20 protein-coding genes, 1 tRNA gene and 1 riboswitch are annotated in these 16,599 nt (G+C 38.9%); of the genes, 14 read left to right on the forward strand and 7 right to left on the reverse strand.

Features of this window, described 5'->3' with window-relative positions; translation table 11 throughout:
• Positions 1-40: 40 nt before the first annotated feature.
• Positions 41-1,648: a CTP synthase gene (locus KKH39_03455; protein ID MBU1203066.1), complete on the forward strand. Its 1,608-nt coding sequence runs from the start codon at positions 41-43 to the stop codon at positions 1,646-1,648.
• Positions 1,649-1,791: 143 nt separating this feature from the next.
• Here the strand turns inward: KKH39_03455 and KKH39_03460 are convergent, their stop codons facing one another.
• From KKH39_03460 to KKH39_03470, 3 genes are all read right to left on the reverse strand, one after another.
• Positions 1,792-2,097, reverse strand: a complete 306-nt coding sequence (locus KKH39_03460) for a hypothetical protein (GenBank protein ID MBU1203067.1) — start codon at positions 2,095-2,097, stop codon at positions 1,792-1,794.
• A gap of 482 nt (positions 2,098-2,579) precedes the next feature.
• Positions 2,580-2,822, reverse strand: a complete 243-nt coding sequence (locus KKH39_03465) for a hypothetical protein (GenBank protein MBU1203068.1) — start codon at positions 2,820-2,822, stop codon at positions 2,580-2,582.
• Between the two features lie 134 nt (positions 2,823-2,956).
• Positions 2,957-3,097: a hypothetical protein gene (locus tag KKH39_03470; protein MBU1203069.1), complete on the reverse strand. Its 141-nt coding sequence runs from the start codon at positions 3,095-3,097 to the stop codon at positions 2,957-2,959.
• A gap of 336 nt (positions 3,098-3,433) precedes the next feature.
• On the opposite strand from KKH39_03470, the gene KKH39_03475 reads away from it, so the two are divergent.
• Together KKH39_03475 and KKH39_03480 are read left to right on the forward strand one after the other, a co-directional pair.
• Positions 3,434-4,630 (forward strand): hypothetical protein, encoded by a 1,197-nt coding sequence (locus tag KKH39_03475; GenBank protein ID MBU1203070.1) that lies wholly within the window; start codon positions 3,434-3,436, stop codon positions 4,628-4,630.
• Positions 4,631-4,669: 39 nt separating this feature from the next.
• A complete protein-coding gene (locus tag KKH39_03480; protein MBU1203071.1) occupies positions 4,670-5,419 on the forward strand; it encodes an ROK family protein in 750 nt (249 codons plus the stop codon).
• 31 nt (positions 5,420-5,450) lie between these two features.
• Here the strand turns inward: KKH39_03480 and KKH39_03485 are convergent, their stop codons facing one another.
• Entirely contained in the window at positions 5,451-5,807 is a 357-nt protein-coding gene (locus KKH39_03485; GenBank protein ID MBU1203072.1) for an S-adenosylmethionine decarboxylase, read from the reverse strand.
• A 308-nt stretch (positions 5,808-6,115) separates the two neighbouring features.
• Here KKH39_03485 and KKH39_03490 point away from each other — a divergent pair, with 308 nt between their 5' ends.
• The 4 genes from KKH39_03490 (at position 6,116) to KKH39_03505 (ending at position 8,424) form a co-directional block, all read left to right on the forward strand.
• Complete coding sequence (locus KKH39_03490) at positions 6,116-6,424, forward strand: hypothetical protein (protein ID MBU1203073.1); 309 nt, start codon at positions 6,116-6,118, stop codon at positions 6,422-6,424.
• 150 nt (positions 6,425-6,574) lie between these two features.
• Positions 6,575-6,648 (forward strand) — tRNA-Gln (locus tag KKH39_03495).
• A 219-nt stretch (positions 6,649-6,867) separates the two neighbouring features.
• A complete protein-coding gene (locus KKH39_03500; protein MBU1203074.1) occupies positions 6,868-7,086 on the forward strand; it encodes a hypothetical protein in 219 nt (72 codons plus the stop codon).
• A gap of 156 nt (positions 7,087-7,242) precedes the next feature.
• Complete coding sequence (locus KKH39_03505; GenBank protein MBU1203075.1) at positions 7,243-8,424, forward strand: 6-bladed beta-propeller; 1,182 nt, start codon at positions 7,243-7,245, stop codon at positions 8,422-8,424.
• Positions 8,425-8,549: 125 nt separating this feature from the next.
• Here the strand turns inward: KKH39_03505 and KKH39_03510 are convergent, their stop codons facing one another.
• The 3 genes from KKH39_03510 to KKH39_03520 form a co-directional block, all read right to left on the reverse strand.
• Positions 8,550-8,873 (reverse strand): hypothetical protein, encoded by a 324-nt coding sequence (locus KKH39_03510; protein ID MBU1203076.1) that lies wholly within the window; start codon positions 8,871-8,873, stop codon positions 8,550-8,552.
• Positions 8,874-8,960: 87 nt separating this feature from the next.
• Complete coding sequence (locus tag KKH39_03515; GenBank protein MBU1203077.1) at positions 8,961-9,620, reverse strand: hypothetical protein; 660 nt, start codon at positions 9,618-9,620, stop codon at positions 8,961-8,963.
• 356 nt (positions 9,621-9,976) lie between these two features.
• Positions 9,977-10,390 (reverse strand): hypothetical protein, encoded by a 414-nt coding sequence (locus KKH39_03520; GenBank protein ID MBU1203078.1) that lies wholly within the window; start codon positions 10,388-10,390, stop codon positions 9,977-9,979.
• 75 nt (positions 10,391-10,465) lie between these two features.
• Positions 10,466-10,573: riboswitch (cyclic di-GMP riboswitch) on the reverse strand.
• Between the two features lie 389 nt (positions 10,574-10,962).
• On the opposite strand from KKH39_03520, the gene KKH39_03525 reads away from it, so the two are divergent.
• The 7 genes from KKH39_03525 to KKH39_03555 all read left to right on the forward strand — a co-directional run bounded on the left by KKH39_03525 (position 10,963) and on the right by KKH39_03555 (position 16,547).
• A complete protein-coding gene (locus KKH39_03525) occupies positions 10,963-12,570 on the forward strand; it encodes a hypothetical protein (GenBank protein ID MBU1203079.1) in 1,608 nt (535 codons plus the stop codon).
• Complete coding sequence (locus tag KKH39_03530) at positions 12,557-13,024, forward strand: TrmH family RNA methyltransferase (GenBank protein ID MBU1203080.1); 468 nt, start codon at positions 12,557-12,559, stop codon at positions 13,022-13,024. Before KKH39_03525 ends, KKH39_03530 begins: the two co-directional genes overlap by 14 nt.
• A gap of 108 nt (positions 13,025-13,132) precedes the next feature.
• Positions 13,133-13,360, forward strand: a complete 228-nt coding sequence (locus tag KKH39_03535; GenBank protein MBU1203081.1) for a hypothetical protein — start codon at positions 13,133-13,135, stop codon at positions 13,358-13,360.
• A gap of 42 nt (positions 13,361-13,402) precedes the next feature.
• Positions 13,403-14,392, forward strand: coding sequence for a carbohydrate kinase family protein (locus tag KKH39_03540; protein ID MBU1203082.1), 990 nt, complete (start codon positions 13,403-13,405; stop codon positions 14,390-14,392).
• A gap of 2 nt (positions 14,393-14,394) precedes the next feature.
• Complete coding sequence (gene pduL / locus KKH39_03545) at positions 14,395-14,961, forward strand: phosphate propanoyltransferase (protein ID MBU1203083.1); 567 nt, start codon at positions 14,395-14,397, stop codon at positions 14,959-14,961.
• Between the two features lie 72 nt (positions 14,962-15,033).
• On the forward strand, positions 15,034-16,182 hold the full coding sequence (locus KKH39_03550; GenBank protein MBU1203084.1) for a hypothetical protein: 1,149 nt from the start codon (positions 15,034-15,036) through the stop codon (positions 16,180-16,182).
• Positions 16,167-16,547 (forward strand): hypothetical protein, encoded by a 381-nt coding sequence (locus tag KKH39_03555; GenBank protein ID MBU1203085.1) that lies wholly within the window; start codon positions 16,167-16,169, stop codon positions 16,545-16,547. The genes KKH39_03550 and KKH39_03555 overlap by 16 nt, the downstream gene beginning before the upstream one ends.
• Positions 16,548-16,599 lie beyond the last annotated feature (52 nt).

The following is a 16,599-nucleotide window of genomic DNA, read 5'->3' on the forward strand; positions in this document are numbered from 1 at the left end:
TATTAAATTTATTTAACGGGGTTAACGCAGCATAGTCAATATGGCCAAAACAAAATACATTTTCATAACCGGCGGTGTTTGCTCAGGATTGGGTAAGGGGATTGCTTCTGCCTCAATTGGGGCAATACTCAAGTCAGCCGGTTATTCTGTTTTTACCAGCAAGCTTGATCCTTATCTTAATATTGATCCGGGTACCATGAGTCCTTATCAGCATGGGGAAGTATTTGTGACAGACGATGGTACAGAGACTGATCTTGATTTGGGTCACTATGAGAGATTTATAGATACGTCTCTCTCCAAGCTTTCCAATCTGACAACTGGTCGGGTCTATGAAAAAGTGTTGCAAGGTGAAAGAAGTGGTACTTATCTTGGCAAAACCATACAGATTGTGCCGCACATTACCAATGAAATAAAAGATTATATCAGAAGGGCCGCTACAGAATCCAAAGCTGATTTTTTGTTGACCGAAATTGGTGGTACAGTCGGAGACATTGAAGGTGAGCCTTTTTTGGAAGCTTTGCGTCAGTTTCACAATGAAATGGGTGATGAAAATGTCATGTTTGTGCATTTGACACTTTTGCCATATCTGACAGCTTCAATGGAACTCAAGACCAAACCAACTCAAATGTCTGTCAGAGAATTACACCGTCGGGGTATTCAGCCGGATATTATATTAGCTAGAAGTGATCTCAAAATTGGTCAAGATGAACTGTATAAAATTGCTATGTTTGCTGATATTGATCCCAAAGCGGTCATACCAGCGCTGACAGTCAGTAGCATCTATGAAGTACCGCTCAATTTTGAAAAACATGGTCACATCTCTGATATAATTTTCAAAAAAATGAATTTGCCAAAGAGAAAACCAAAGCTAGACGATTGGGAGGCACTTATCAAGCGTATCAAAACTACCAAAAAGAAATTGCCTATTGCCCTGGTCGGCAAGTACAACGAAAATATAGATGCTTATATCAGTGTGATAGAAGCTATCAAATCAGCCTGTTATCACAATGGTGTCAAATTAGATTTGGTTTGGATTCATTCCGGTAAGTTGGAAAAAGGTGACAAAAAAGAATACGACAAACTCAAAAAAGTAAAAGGTATTATTGTACCAGGTGGTTTTGGTCATCGTGGAGTAGAAGGCAAAATTATGGCTGCTAAATATGCCCGTGAAAACAAAAAACCCTATCTTGGTCTTTGTCTTGGTATGCAGGTAGCTACTATTGAATTTGCTCGCCATGTCTTGGGCACCAAAGATGCTAATAGTACTGAGTTTGACAAAAATACCAAAAATCCAGTTATACACATATTGCCAGGGCACACTGAAGACGAAGACAAAGGTGGCACCCTGAGACTCGGTGCTTATCCTTGTGTCTTGGATAAAGATTCGCTGAGCTACAAAGCTTATGGGGAGACTAAGATTTCCGAGCGTCATCGCCATCGTTATGAATTCAACAATGATTATCTAGAAGTACTGGAAAAAGCTGGTATGAGATTTGCTGGTATGAGTCCAGATGGCAAGCTGGTAGAAATCATAGAATACAAAGACCATCCATATTTTGTGGCATCTCAATTTCATCCGGAATTTAAATCCCGACCACTAAGACCACATCCACTATTTCGAGATTTTATTAAAGCAGCTGTAAAATAAATTTAAAAACAACCCTGCACCATCACGGTGCAGGGTCGTTTTTATTTTGGATAAAAATTGACAAAAGAAAACGGGTCGGGAATCGTGTGATTCCCGACCCGCAAGCGGACGTTTAGTCCATGAGTGTGGTCACATCATGTGGTTTATCTCATTATAAACCACATGACAGTGACTATTGCCCAAGTGATGACATTGCCTAGCTCGCCAATAAATAGTCCTTTGGTACTCCTATCCCAACCTCCTTGGTGGGCGTTTATCCAGACTTGTAAAAATCTGGGGAAAGAAGTGATGTGACTGGCTATCAGAGAAACAGTGGGTAGACCTTCGGAACTACCGGCTTGGTAGATGACATAGGCCATCCATAGTTGAGGGATGCCTTTGCACCACATCGACAAAAAACCTTTGGCAACATCATCTTTATAACTGCCAAATTTGTAGATGGTTGTCATAGATAGTCCAGAGACTAATATGACAACTATTGTGTCTCCGTGTTGCCAGCGAATAGATCGTATTCCGATGATAAACAATCAGGTAAAAATGGCGATAAATTGAATAAAAATACTGATGATTCGGCGCCGATCTACCGTGGGATTGTTACGGTAGGAAGACACAGACAGAACTAGGCTAAAACACAGGTAGGCGACAAATAGCAGCCACAAGGCTAGGGTCAGCCCTTTTGTATGACCACTAAAGACCTGTATAGTCTGAAACAGAGCATAGGTCCAAGCCGCAATGACTTGGATCCAAAAGAGGATTCTAGTCATGACTTTGGCCTTTCTCTTTGAGTTGGTAATGAAACAAAACGGACTAGCGACTATATCATATTTTGTCTATTTTGTCAATGATAAATAATATAAAAAGAAAAACCGTCTTGTATGAACAAGATGGTTTTTCTTGTTCACAACGACGGTTGGTGAGAGATCTACTTGGGTTAGCTCTCGGGAGTTTCCGACATGAGCTGGTCTTTGTTGTCCAGCAGTCGCTGGCGGACGATCAGAGCTTGCTCGCTCAAGTCTTCCAAGTAGTTGGCCAGCATCTCGACCGTGCAACTCGGACCAATGACACTCCGAACATCTCGGAGTATCCTCATGATATGGACCAGGTTGATGGAGGTGGAGAGTTCTTCGTTGGTTCCGACCTGTCGGAGCAGTTCGTAAGTGTGAATTACTTTCATAGTGATCTCCTTGGTGGGTGTTTGTGGGTGGGAGGGAACTTTGTATATCTTTTTATATATTATTTAATACTTTTTGTCAATGAAAAAACCGCCTCACAAGAAGAACGGTTTTTCCCGTTGTTTGAGGGCGGTGTTTATTTGCCGAAGATTTCAGCGATATTTCGGCTGATTTCATCACCGGTCAGGGGACATAGCTCCTTGATGTTGATGGTATAGCCTTCTTGGTTGGTGGTCAGACCTTTTTCCAGGTAGTACCCCCAGCGTACTTGATGCATTTACGGTAGCCTTCGGGCGCTTGGTTGTGGCAACTACTGGAAATAATGATGCGTAGATTCCGATCAAGTAGCCAGGTGGCTGAAGGCGCCAAATCGCGCTGGTTGATTGTACGGCCACACTGTTTGGTGCAGCCACAGTTGTAGGTGTCCACGTCTTTCCTTTCCGGTGATTTGGTGTGGTGGTTGGTACATAAATAATTATTATTTCTATAACATTTTGTCTATTTTGTCAATATAATAGTAAGCTGAGTTGATTTTTTTTCTTATAAATGGGAAAATATTAGAAGTATTAGTGTTGCTAAAATAGGAGATTTCTTAAAAAATCAGTTTTTCTTTATGCTAAAAAAAATAGTTGTTACAGTTTTGATAATAATATTTTCCTTGGCCGCTTATTTTGGCGGTCAAGCACTTTATTGGTATATCAAAAGTGCTCCAGAGCGCGCTTTGGGAAAAGCTCAGGCTCAGGCTGTAGAGGATTTGCTTGTTTTACGTCGGAAAGAGCAGTTGACTAATAGTCAGGATAATCCTTTTAATGATAATGGCCGAGTTAGTATTCTTTTTATTGGTTTGGACAAGCGAGCAAGCGATGACAATTCTGGACATTGTGATGCTATCCAGCTGATAGAAATTGATAAAAATATTAATCAAGTGATGATAACAGCTGTGCCAAGGGGTACTTATTCGCCTCTGCCACTGGGCAAGGGCGCGACCTCATCTGATTATTATATTTCTAATGCCTGTGATCTGGGTGGTTTGGAATATGGTATCAAACAAATTGAAAAAGTATTGGGCAAAAAGGCTGATTATCTGGCTATAGTTGGTTTTTCTCAAACTCTAGGTATTTTGCGTAATTTGCAATTGCCGGCAGTGGATACTTTGCGTTGGCTACGCCATCGTCAGAGTTATGCAGTTGGTGAGCCTCAAAGAGCCCATAATCATTCCACTTTTATCAAGCAAATGGCTCTCAAATATCTAAGTAACGATATTTCTAAAATAGATTTGGCTTGGCAGTATTTACTTTACAAAAAAGTGCAGACTGATTTGAGTTTTGACCAAGTAAAAATAATAGTGCGGGCGCTCTCAGAAATGGGCTTGGCGCAAAATCCAGACAATATCAAACTTGCTATGCAGCCACCTTATGTAGTAGATGATATTAGCTATGATCCGGAAAATCTAGGCGCTTATCTGGATTCAAGACTGGAGCCAATAAAGCATTTATTGTCAGTGGCTGACTATCAAGGACTGGATCAGGAGACGGTGCAGCAAAAATTGCTAGCTAGTATTACAGACCAAAAAGATAATCCCGAGTTTGTCACTTGGGCTTATCAAAATTATCTTTGGCAGCAAATAGATGATGAAGATTTGCGCTATCAGAATCAATACGATTTACTAGTAGCTTATTTAGATACGATGGAGGAGGCTAGTGAGCGCCAGGCAGTAATTGGTGATTATATTTTGGAAATGGAATATTATGGAGAAGATTTTTGGGTTCAGGCTGGTCATGAGCTTTTACTCTATGAATTGGGTTATTAAATTTTTAAACAAGATAAAATATAAATAAAGAATAAAATTATGTATATCTCTCTAGATATCGGTGCTACCAATACCCGTATGGCAGCTAGTCAATCTCTAGATGATGTCCAGTTGACTGCTAAAACTATTTTCCCGACCAATCAATTTTTTGAGTCTGGTATCTCAGAAATTATAATAAAAATCAAAAAAATTTCAGAACATCCTGAAGCAATTGGTATTGGGATTGCTGGTCGGGTGTCTGAGGGTGAACTGGAGGCCTCTACTAATCTGCCGGATTGGGTAAATAAAAAATTAGTCAAAAGACTAAACAATGAATTTGATTGTCCGGTTTATATAGCCAATGACGCTGTGGCTCAGGGTTTGGCGGAAGTTTATTTTGGTCACGGCTTAAAAGAAAAATTTTTGTATCTGGTCTTAGGTACCGGCTTGGGAGGAGCTATAGTAGATGGTCAAAGTAAAAAAGCGGGCTCTATAAAATTTGATAGGGAGTTTTTGAGGACTTGGGAGCAAAAATTTGGTGGCAAGAATATAAAAAACATATTTGGCAAATCAGCTGAAAATTTGTCAGACAGCCAGTGGCAAATAGTGACTGATGATTTTAGCGATTGTATCAAAGATTTGTCTAGTAGAGTGTCGGTAAAATATATTATCTTAAGTGGTGGTATGATAGATAAACAAAAAGATAGATTTGTCAGGGCTTTATCTAATATCCAAAAGCCAAAGATTTTGTTTTCGGACTTGAGAGATGATATTGGATTATATGGTAGTTTAGCTTTGATAAAAAAATAAAAAACAACCCGTCGGGTTGTTTTTTTGTTGTTTATCCTCTATATATATTATGAAATTTCATTTTTTTACCTTTGAAAAAATCTCGGCAAAACTTTTTGGCTTTTGGTGTAGAAAATTTCTTGCAGCTAAAGATATCAATAAAGACCCGATTGTATATTTCGTCACAATGTACAGTGATATTTGATGTTTGTATCAGCTGTACAGCTGTATTGCCTTCTAGGTCACCGTCGCCAAACCTTTTGACTATTGGTTTTCCATAAGGAACCATATCAATTTCTTTACACAGATCCAGGCAGAATTTTCCCAATCCCTTTTTATTAGTAATTGGCTCCCTGTCACAGTCGTAAAGATCAATGGACAAAAGCTGTCCCCAGATTTTTTTATTCATCTCTTTTACATAAAATGCTAAAAGCTTAGTTAATTAAATGTTTGATAATTTTAGCAGAAAGATTTTAAAATATCAATACTTTTTGGGTTATTTGTGGATATCTTTTTAAAATCAGGGGGAGTATAATGAAAATATGGAAAAGATCAATGATATATGTTACTATGTTTAATAGATTAGATCATTATAATAGGATATATTAAGAAAATCTAGCCAAGGTGGCTAGGTTAAAGCAACTCTTTTTTTGAAAGGAGGATTTTGTCAGAAGACAGTGCCGCTTTAAACCCTCCACCCCACCTGGAGAGAAAACCATGAAGAAAGTGTTGTACATCGTCATTTTCGCGCTGTTTTCATATTCGCTGGCCTTGGCCGGCGATCCCATCGATGGCAACGACGAGCCGATGAGGTCTGCTACGACCACGTCTGTGGCCGGCGATCCCATCGATGGCAACGATCATCCGATGAGGTCTGCTACGACCATGTCTGTGGCCGGCGATCCCATCGACGGCAACGATCATCCGATGAGGTCTGCTACGACCACGTCTGTGGCCGGCGAACCCATCGACGGAAACGACGGACCGGTATATCTGTGGCAGGTGATTTTCTACCTGCTGTTCTAGAGCCGGCATCAATCCAACCGGGGCACCTATTAGCTAGTAGGTGCCCTGTTTTTTATTATAAACTATAGCTACTATTGTGTTATATTGTTTATTTTTGCAAATTGACAATAAACTAATTTTATAGTATTATATCTGCGTATTTTGAACTATTCGGGGATCGTCTAATGGTAGGACAACGGGTTTTGGTCCCGTCAATCGGGGTTCGACTCCCTGTCCCCGAGCCAAACGAACAAGGTGAGTGTAGGCTCGGGTTAAAAAAATCCGAGTCGAAGACGAGGTTCCTAAGATGCTGTGCAATAGCACAGCGCCCCGAGCCAAACGAACAAGGTGAGTGTAGGCTCGAGTTAAAAAATAGATGAAATTTATATTTCATTTTTTTATTTGTATATTTTTTTATTAGATGATAAAATTTAAATCAAGATTGTTAATTCTTATATTATTTTATGGCTAAGAAAAAATTAACTTTGAGTTATTTGGTGGATAATCTTTTTATTGTAGTTGGTCTTGTTTTAATTTGGCGGGGCGTTTGGTATATATTGGATGCATTGGATTTGTTAATTTTCAATGGTAATCATTCTTGGACAGCTTTAGGTGGTGTTGTTTTGGGTTTGTTGATATTGTATTTGCCTGATAAAGATTTGAAAGAAATTAGTAAGTTGTAGTGAATAAAGATTTTTTTAGGAAAATAAATTACAGAGCTCTTGGGCTCTGTTTTTTGTTCCTATTATATTGACATAATAAGTTATTTATATTATAGTTAAATGTTAATTTAGGCACTTTGAAAAGTGAGTGTTTTCAAAACAGAGGGAGGCAGTAAAATGCGCGCTAGCACAAAGAAAAGTCAGTTTGTCGCCTTGTTTGTTGTTTTTTTGGTCATGGCCATTGGTTTTGGCTCTGGCTTTGGAAGCGATGAACAGGTGATGGAAATTTGGCACTGGCAAGAGGATTGGCGTCTGGGCGGAGAAGACGAGAGTTTTATCTTCGCCTCAATTAGCAAGGTGCTTTTGGGTCATGACAACAATTTGTACATCTTGGATGGCAGAAGTTCCAAGATTTATGTTGTTGCTGTTGCCGATGGCAAGCACCAAAGAACCATCAGCATTTCTGGCGAAGGGCCAGGTGAGCTCAGTTTTTCCGGCAATATGTTTTTGATGGGTGATGAGCACATTGGTCTTTTGCGGACCACTCCGGCCAAAATCGTCTATATTGATTACCAAGGGAAACCTGGGCCAAGCATTTACTTGAATGAGAATCCTTCTGGCATGTTTCTCTCTACCTTTGCCAAATGGCAAAATGGTATATTGGTTATTGCCGGAAGCAATTCTATTCCCGGAGAAACTTGGCTCGGCCAATACGTTGAGTATGGTGAGAAGTTTCGTTATGTCAACTATCCTTTGCGTTCCTTGTTTCTTGAACAAAAGTTAGTGGAAGAGGATACCTATTTTTACTCTTACAAACCTTGGGATCTTGATAAAGATGGCAATCTTTATCTTGCTCCTTATTGGGGTGATAAGAGTAAAAATGAATATCACTTCAATGTATATGACACGCAGGGGAAAAAGCTACGAGAGATCAGTCATGAATTTGAGCCATACGAGCGTTCAAATGAGGAGAAACGCTTGGCAAAGGCTTCACTTGTGGGCGGTGTCGAGGACTTGAAGATGATGGAGAGCTTGGGCGGTGAATGTGTAGTTGAAGATATTGCGCCAAATATCTTTGACATTACCATTCACTCTGATGGTAGGATTTGGGTGGAAACCAGTCGTAGCGCAAAGAATCAGCCCGAGGGCATATTCAAAACCTACGACATTTTCCTGCCAAGTGGCGAGTTTTCCCATCGGGTAGCGCTAGCTTTGCCGGCCAACGGAGAAAAAGACATAGTTTACTTTATTTCTGACGACCAGCTCATTGTGGTCAAAGGCCAAAAAGATATATTGAGTTTTGGCGCGTATCCGGATGCCGATGTTTTGGAAATTATTTGCTACTCTCTATCAAGGTGATAGAGAAAGGAGGTCAAGAGAGGTCAATAAGTATATTGGCCTCTCATTTTTTTTGATCAAAAAAAGAGGACTCGTTTGTAACAGTGACGAGTCCCCGGAAGAAGTGTCTGGCGCCGAGTTGGTGTTTAGGCGCGCAGATGATAGGTGGTCACGGTGTCGCCGGCGTCGTCGACCTCGATAATAGTCGTTTCTTCGACGTTCTCCGCGGGACCTTGCACGAAGTCCCATTCCCATTCCTGGCCCTCCAGCTGCATGTAGGCCAGACACATCGCGTTCCAGCCCCAGGACTCCCAGTTGTGCTCCTCGGCTGCTGTGCAAGCGACCGGAAGCAAATCCTGCTCCTGGGTCTCCGAGGAGACAACAGCGGCCTCACTGGTCTGAGGCATGATCATGATGATGACACCGATCGCCAAGAAGGCGATGAGTGCCATCGTGGTGAGCTTCTTCATCTCTTCCTCTCTTCCCTTTGGGGTTGGCGGTTACTTGGAATTTACTATAAGTCTCCTTTGTTCTAGAGTGACGGCCACAATGTAATCCTAGGGTGTTTTTGCGGCCAGTGTACCAACGATTCCTATTCTAGTTGGGTCTATGTCCAAGCCAATGAGTTGGTATTGGCTGTACTTTTTGGGTAAACGGACATAAACAGCATTGGGCCGTTTATTGTAATCCGGTTTATTGTTGAATTGCCGGTTGAAGACAATAGTGCTTTGCCTTGAATCGTATGGCTTGCCCACATTGCCTTCATAGTAAACAGCTAGACAACCAAGGTCATCGGTTTCCACAATAGAGCTGTCTGGCGTCAAAAATCGGAAGTGAAAGGCTTTTTGAGAGATATTGATGTCTACTCCATCTTTGATGAAAAATCCTAGGACATAGAAAGCAAAATTTTGCTTTCTGATTTCCCGTCCCATCATGATTTCCAAGGGGCGGGTCCTTGGTAACGTAGCATCAAACTGTGCGAGCACATCGCTAGGTGCGTTCATACCACGCAGAGTTTCTTTTTTGTCTGCCATCTGGCTTTCAAACTTGGCGATGTTGAACCAACCGCCCTTGACGATTTTGAAGGAGCTGGTGCTGACCAGCTCATTGTGGTGGGACTTGGTGGTTGCCTGTGTTTGAATTTGTTGATTGGTCACAGCACAGGCCGAGACCAAAAACACACTTGCCAGCAGGATGATATGTAGAAGGCGTTTCATTTTAGCTCCTCTTAGGTCCCAAAAAGAACCTTTTGCTTCAGGGTTAGAGAGTTATTTCAAAGGACCATTCACTTATATCTTTATCATTTTCTTTGTTTTTTGTCAATATTTAAAAAAAGGGGGACTCGCCGTAGCCGGGGGGAATTGGCTACAAATGGCGAGTCCCTGTGCTACCCTCTAGAGGCAGCATTATTAGCAGTTAAGTATTGACTAACTGCGCAGAGGATAAATGAACATTTTTTCTGGTGGGCTACTTCCTGAGCCACCAGAACAGATAAATGAGCGCCAGACTCATCTCATAATGCATGCCGCATTTCCTTTCGTGTGTCTGGGGTTATTTTTCCCCTAGCCAACAATCAGCAGGAAACGGCCAGGAAAGTTTCAATGTACTCCACAAAGTGCAGGACATTGAAGGGCTTGGGGAAAAAATGCGCTCCGTAGAGCTTCAACAGGTGTTCGATTTTCTTGGTCTTTTTGTGGCCGACGAGGATCACCGAACAATTTTTGCCCAGCTCCATGTCGTAGATAAGACCGCAGAGCCAGTTTCCGTCGATACGCTCGGCTTCGGCGATGACCACGTCCGGGAAAGGTCGTGTCTGGATCAACAACCCGATGACATCGACTGCACTGGTGACCAACTTGGCTTGTTTGTCCTGATTGGACCAGACGATGTTGGCGAGTACTTCATGACCAGCACCACTGGTTTCCAGAGCGTGACGAAGGGTCTTGATGGTGTCGGCGTTGTCGTCGTAGATGAAAATGCGAGACATGTTGGGACCTCCTATGTTCTGATTTGGCAAAACAAAAAAACGTCCCAACAATGAGACATTTTGTGTACGCCAAACCAGCGTCAATGCCGGTTGCGCTACTGACTCCCCATTGCCCTTGTCTCGACACTAAGTCGGACTAAGCGCCCAATTAATAGGCAACGGTTCTTCGTCTCATTGATTTTATAGAATCCTTTCTGTTTTGAAAGAGCTTGATTTATCAAAAAAACACCTTTTTGAGGCGTTCCGACAAATCAAGCATCTGTTGCTTTGTTAATGTCGGTTACGCTACTAGCTCCCGACTGCCCTTAGCCTCGGTTGGATTTATTCCTTAGAATAATTTACCGGGCACAAGCGTCCAAATTACAGACAGTCATTCATTGCTCCATTGGTATTTTATTGTAAATTTATGACATAGTAGCACATAATAAAATATTTGTCAAGAGTAGACAAATTGAAAAAAAGACCATTTTGTGGTATATTTGAGCCATATGAATCCCGTTAGAAATTTACAAACTTTTGATGGGATAAAATATTTAAAGTGTTTTAATAATTTTACTTAAATTTCTAACGGGATGAAAATATCACCAGAAATAATTTTGCTTTACAAAAAACTGGAGCAAATTTATAAACATCAGGAGTCTCGGTCCAAAGAAGAAAACAAAATAGAGGTTGATGAAATTACCAGTCATTTTTCGGCTTTATATGAAAAGCTTAGAAATACCGTAGATTTTAAAGAAGTTCATCTTTTGCGCCGCTATGCTATAGAACGCAATCTTAAGAGGCGTTTTATTATGGAAGTTCTCAAGCCGCAAATCGCCCAAGGACTGGTGGAGGATTTGGTTAGATCTGGATATCTGCCAAATAGGTCAATCCCTGAATATCAGATCAAAGAAGTTGAAAAAATTATCACCAAGTATAATGAATTGTTTTTATTAATGAACGATCTTTATCATGGTGATGAAATAAAAGAATACTTTGACTGGCTGATTGCGGTTGAGGCTTGTGAGATAGATATACTACTTCATCCAGAGGATATTGCTGATGCAGTCATTGAGGCAATGTATCAGATTACCAAATCTAGGGTAAAGCTAAAAGGGGACGATCAGTTGAGTATCAAAGAAAAAAATATTCAGCTTTATATTTCTATACATAAATCTTTGGTCAAGTCAGATGATATTATTATTTCTTATCATTTATTGAATTTGTATTATAGTGATTGGCAAAATCCAGGTAGTCAGGCCATCAAAACTATGGCCACACATTTGCCGGAAATTTATAAGACCATTCAACATCATTTGAAGCATCCCTATCAAAGAAGTATTTTAAATTCCATCAAAGAACCAGTTGTGACTTTCAAGATTTTGCACGAGTTGATTATAGAGCAGGGCAAAGAAATATCCGAGCTATTGGTTGACCCTGATAGGCTAGAAGCTGAGGCCAAGCTTTTGATAAACAAAAAATACAAAAAAATCCGCAAAAGAATTTCCAACGCTTCCGTACGAGCTATTATTTATATTTTTATCACCAAGGTAATGCTGGCTTTTATTTTGGAATTTCCGTATGAGATGTATATAATCAAACATCTTAATTATTTTAATCTTGGTATAAATGTTGTCTTTCCACCGCTCTTAATGTTTTTTGTAACTTTGACTATCAAACCTCCTAGTCAAAAAAATACCGACAGAATTTTGGAAAATATTCATAAAGTTGTATACAATGAGGCCGAGCAGTCAATCCTTTGTCAACTCAAGACCAAATACAACAAAAACATTGGCTACCAGATTTTTTATAATTTTATGTACACAGTTTTGTATATAGTTGTTTTTGGCGGTATCATCTATTGGCTCAAACGTATGGATTTTAATATACTTTCTGGGGCGATCTTTATTTTCTTTTTGACGGCAGTTAGTTTTTTTGCTATCAGAATACGCTCCACAGCCAAAGAGCTGGTCATAGAAAAAAACAAAGAAGGGATATTTTCTTGGTTGATGAACTTTTTTGCTTTGCCAATTGTATCAGTCGGACGATGGATGTCTACCAAATTTAAAAAAATTAACTTATTTGCCTTTATTATGGACTATATTATTGAGGCACCATTCAAGTTGTTTGTAGCTGCTTTTGAAGATTGGTTGGGCTTTATGAGAGAAAAGAAAGAAGAGGTATTTCATGACAACAACTAAAGATTTTTATATAATCTGCCACAATATTAGGAGTTTATATAATATTGGGACTATGTTTAGGACAGCTGATGCCTTGGGGCTTAGTCAGCTGTTTTTGACAGGTTATAGTGGTCGTCCGCCCAGAAAAGAAATATCTAAGGTAGCCCTAGGTGCCGAAGAGTCTGTATCTTGGCAGTATTATAAAAATATTTCTTATTTAATAAAAAAATTAAAAAGCAGAGGAGTGTCTATCGTAGCTTTGGAGACTGACAAAAGATCTATCAACTATCTAGATTTTAAACCAAAATTTCCTCTAGCTCTTATAGTAGGTAATGAAGTACGAGGGATATCAAAATCAACTCTCAAAAACGCTGATTACATAATAGAGCTACCAATGCATGGCATCAAAGAATCTCTCAATGTTGGTGTGGCTATGGCAGTGGCTGGTTATTATATTGGTCAGTTTAAAAACTAGTGGCATAGATTGTTTATTTTTGGTATAATAAATTTAAGTTTCAGGTTATAAAGCTTCTCTGGCTTTAGATTTTGGACTTTAAATGGGCTTAACTTTTAACTAAAACTTATGTCACTGCATAAAGTTGTTGAGTTAATATTTACATTGGTAATACTTTTATTTTTGGCTATTATAGTGCTGGGCGTATTAGTAGGTATTACTATAGTCCAACAATTATCTTATTTTGATGTGGGAGTTACCGGACAATTTATTTTTGTCGGTGGAATGTTTGCAATTTTTATGTATATCATGAAGATGATTGTTGATCGCATCAAAGATTATAATCGCTATATCTAATTAAGTTTAACTTCAACTTGAGATCAGTTGAAAGTTCAAAATATGATAAAAAATAAAGTTACTACCATTGGCGGAGCAACTCGCGATATAATGTTTTATACTGATGATATGCTTATTTTGGATAATAAAGCCGATTTGCTTCGTCAAAAGCTGATTGCTTTTGAATACGGCGCCAAGATTTATAGTAAAGATGTTTACTTGACTTTTGGTGGCGGGGGTATGAATACGGCAGTCAATTTTGCTAATTTGGGCATCAGCACTCAGACGGTTTTGTCTTTGGGTAGTGATTTGGTGGGACTTGAAATAATCAAATATCTGAAGGATAAAAAAATCTCTACCAAATTTGTCCAAACTCAAAAAAATATTCATACCGGCACCTCATTTATTGTCAATGTTGGCCACTTCAATGAACATGTTATCTTTGCCTACCGTGGTGCCAATGAAAAAATGGATTTATCCAAAGCAGTTATTAAAAAGATAAATACAGACTGGGTTTATTTGACTTCACTTTCTGGTAATTTTAAAGCGGGTTTGGATAATATTTTTGATCAGGCGCTAAAGAAAAATATAAAAATAGCCTGGAATCCTGGGTCAAATCAGCTCAAAATGGGCCTAAAAAAACTGGCTAGATATATGAAACATACCACTATTTTTGATGTCAATCGTGATGAAGCTTTGGAATTAGTAATTAGTATCAAAGGCAAAAACATTAAAAATAATATTAATCAGCTTTTAAAATTTTTGCATAGTTATGGTCAAAAAATAACAGTCATTACCGATGGACACAAAGGCGCTTATGTTTATGACGGCGAAAAGACATATTTTCGGGCAGCTTCTAAAAAACGTGGTATCAATACTACCGGAGCTGGTGATTCTTTTGGTTCCAGTTTTGTAGCCGGTCTTATCAGATACAAAGGTAATGTAGAAAAATCTCTCAAGCTGGCCATTATAAACAGTAATGCAGTAATTATGAAAATTGGTGCTCAAGAGGGTTTGCTGACAGTCAGGGATTTAAAAAAATATAATTTATAAATATGAAAAAAGTAATTGCTGAAATTTCCGCTAGACATATTCATATTTCCAGAGCCCATTTGGACAAGCTTTTTGGTAAAGGCTACCAATTAAAATCAATCAAAGAATTGTCACAGCCTGGTGAATTTGGGGCCGAAGAAAGAGTAGAGGTAATTGGTCCAAAAAATAGTATAATGATGCGTATAGTTGGTCCGATAAGAGATAAGACTCAGATTGAGCTGGCCGCTACTGATGCCAGAACTCTAGGAATTAGACCTGAATTTAGAGTATCTGGTGATCTCAAAGGCACGCCAGGTGGTGTGACACTCAAAGGGCCAAAAGGCTCAGTCAAATTGCTAACTGGCGTGATAGTGCCACTTAGACATCTGCATATATCAACTGAAGAAGCCAAAAAATGGCAATTAAAAACCGGCCAAAAAGTAAAAGCCAAAGTAGGTGGTCCCCGCGGATTGATACTGGAAAATATCGTAGTCCGAGTTGGCAACTTTAGTACTAGTATTCATCTGGATACCGACGAAGGCAACGCCGCCGGATTACTGAGTTGTAGCAAAATAGACTTGATTTTATGAACCCAGTTAGAAATTCACAAAATTATATTTTACTAATGGGGAAAAATTATTTAATAATTAATTTCTAACGGGGTGAAACATTTACTCGTCTTAAACAATGGAAGTAGTAGTTTGAAATTTGCGGTTTTTGAAACTGTCGGTCAGAAGCTTGGTAAAGAAATATTATCAGGAGCTGTCTCTCTTAGCGGCGACAAGAGTGTTTTGTCATATCGTTTAAAAAGAAAAAAATATAAAATAAATTATCAAAGCGGATACAATATTAAGCTTTGGTGGGAGTATATTTATGACTTACTTGGTCAGTTTGATATACAATATGTTGGTTTTCGGATGGTCCATGGTGGTGAAGAATTTACCAGCACTACAAAAGTAGATAGTTTATTTTTGAACAAAATAAAAAAATATAATAAATTAGCGCCACTTCACAATCCAGTTACTTTACTTCTTATCAGATTGGTCAAAACTAGCTTACCTAGAGTCAAAATGTCAGTTTCCTTTGATACTTCTTGGTACAAAAATCTTGAGCCAGAAGCTTATCTGTATTCAATCCCCTTAAAATATTATACTGAACACAAAATCAGAAAATATGGTTTTCACGGTTTGAGTCACGAAGCGGCCACCAGTTATGCCGGACTGCTTTTACACAAAAAACCTGATAAACTACGACTGATTACTTGTCATCTGGGCTCAGGCAGTAGTATTACTTGGTATATGGATGGCTTGGTCAAGGACACTACTATGGGCTTTTCACCCAATGAAGGACTGACTATGGCTACCAGAAGTGGTGATATACCAGCCAACATTGTATTTTATTTGGCCAAGTCTGCCAAAATGACTTTGATAGAAATAAATAAATTATTAAATAAAAAATCAGGGCTATTAGGTTTATCTGGTATGGCCGATCTCAGAGAGGTTTTGTTGGCCAGTGGTTACAAGGTAGAAGGCTACAAATCAAAGAAAAAATTTAGTCCCCTTCAAAAAAAATCCGCCCGCTTAGCTTTACATATTTATATATATGATATTAAAAGATATTTGGCCTCATATCTTGGTATGAGTAAAAATCTAGACGCTATTGTTTTTACTGGGGCAGTCGGAGCCAATCCTCAGATTAGAAAAATGGTTTTAGCGGGTTTGAACATAGATAAAAAAACAAAAGTTTTATTTGCTCCAGAAGGAGAAATAGAAAATATCGCTAAAAAAACAATCTTATGTTTGATAAAATAAAATTAATTGCTCAGGCCGATGATCAGATTTTAAAAAATCTTAATCAGACAGAGCAGGAATTAATAGACTTAAATAATGAAGTAAATATTATGTTGTCCGATTATGACAAAAATTCCCATAGTTTTTCCTCATTTTTTGATTTTTCTAATCCATTTTTTCTGGTGACTCTGATAGGTTTGACGCTTCTAGCTATTGGCTTGTGGTTTTTGTATCTGGAATTAAAAAATTCTCCTGGCAAAGCAAAGACAAGGCCACAAACTGAACCGTCAAAGCCAAGCCAGCCTAGTCCTAAAGAAGAAAAGAAAGACATACCACCAGTTAAAAAGAAAAAATCAGTCAAAATAAAAGTTGTCAAAGTAAAATAGTTTTGTTAAAATGACTCGTGTTTAAACCCCCAATTATAAAGGGGGTTTAAGT

This window comes from Patescibacteria group bacterium (assembly GCA_018819405.1).
Classification (GTDB): Bacteria; Patescibacteriota; Patescibacteriia; order UBA1558; family GWA2-36-10; genus XYD1-37-29.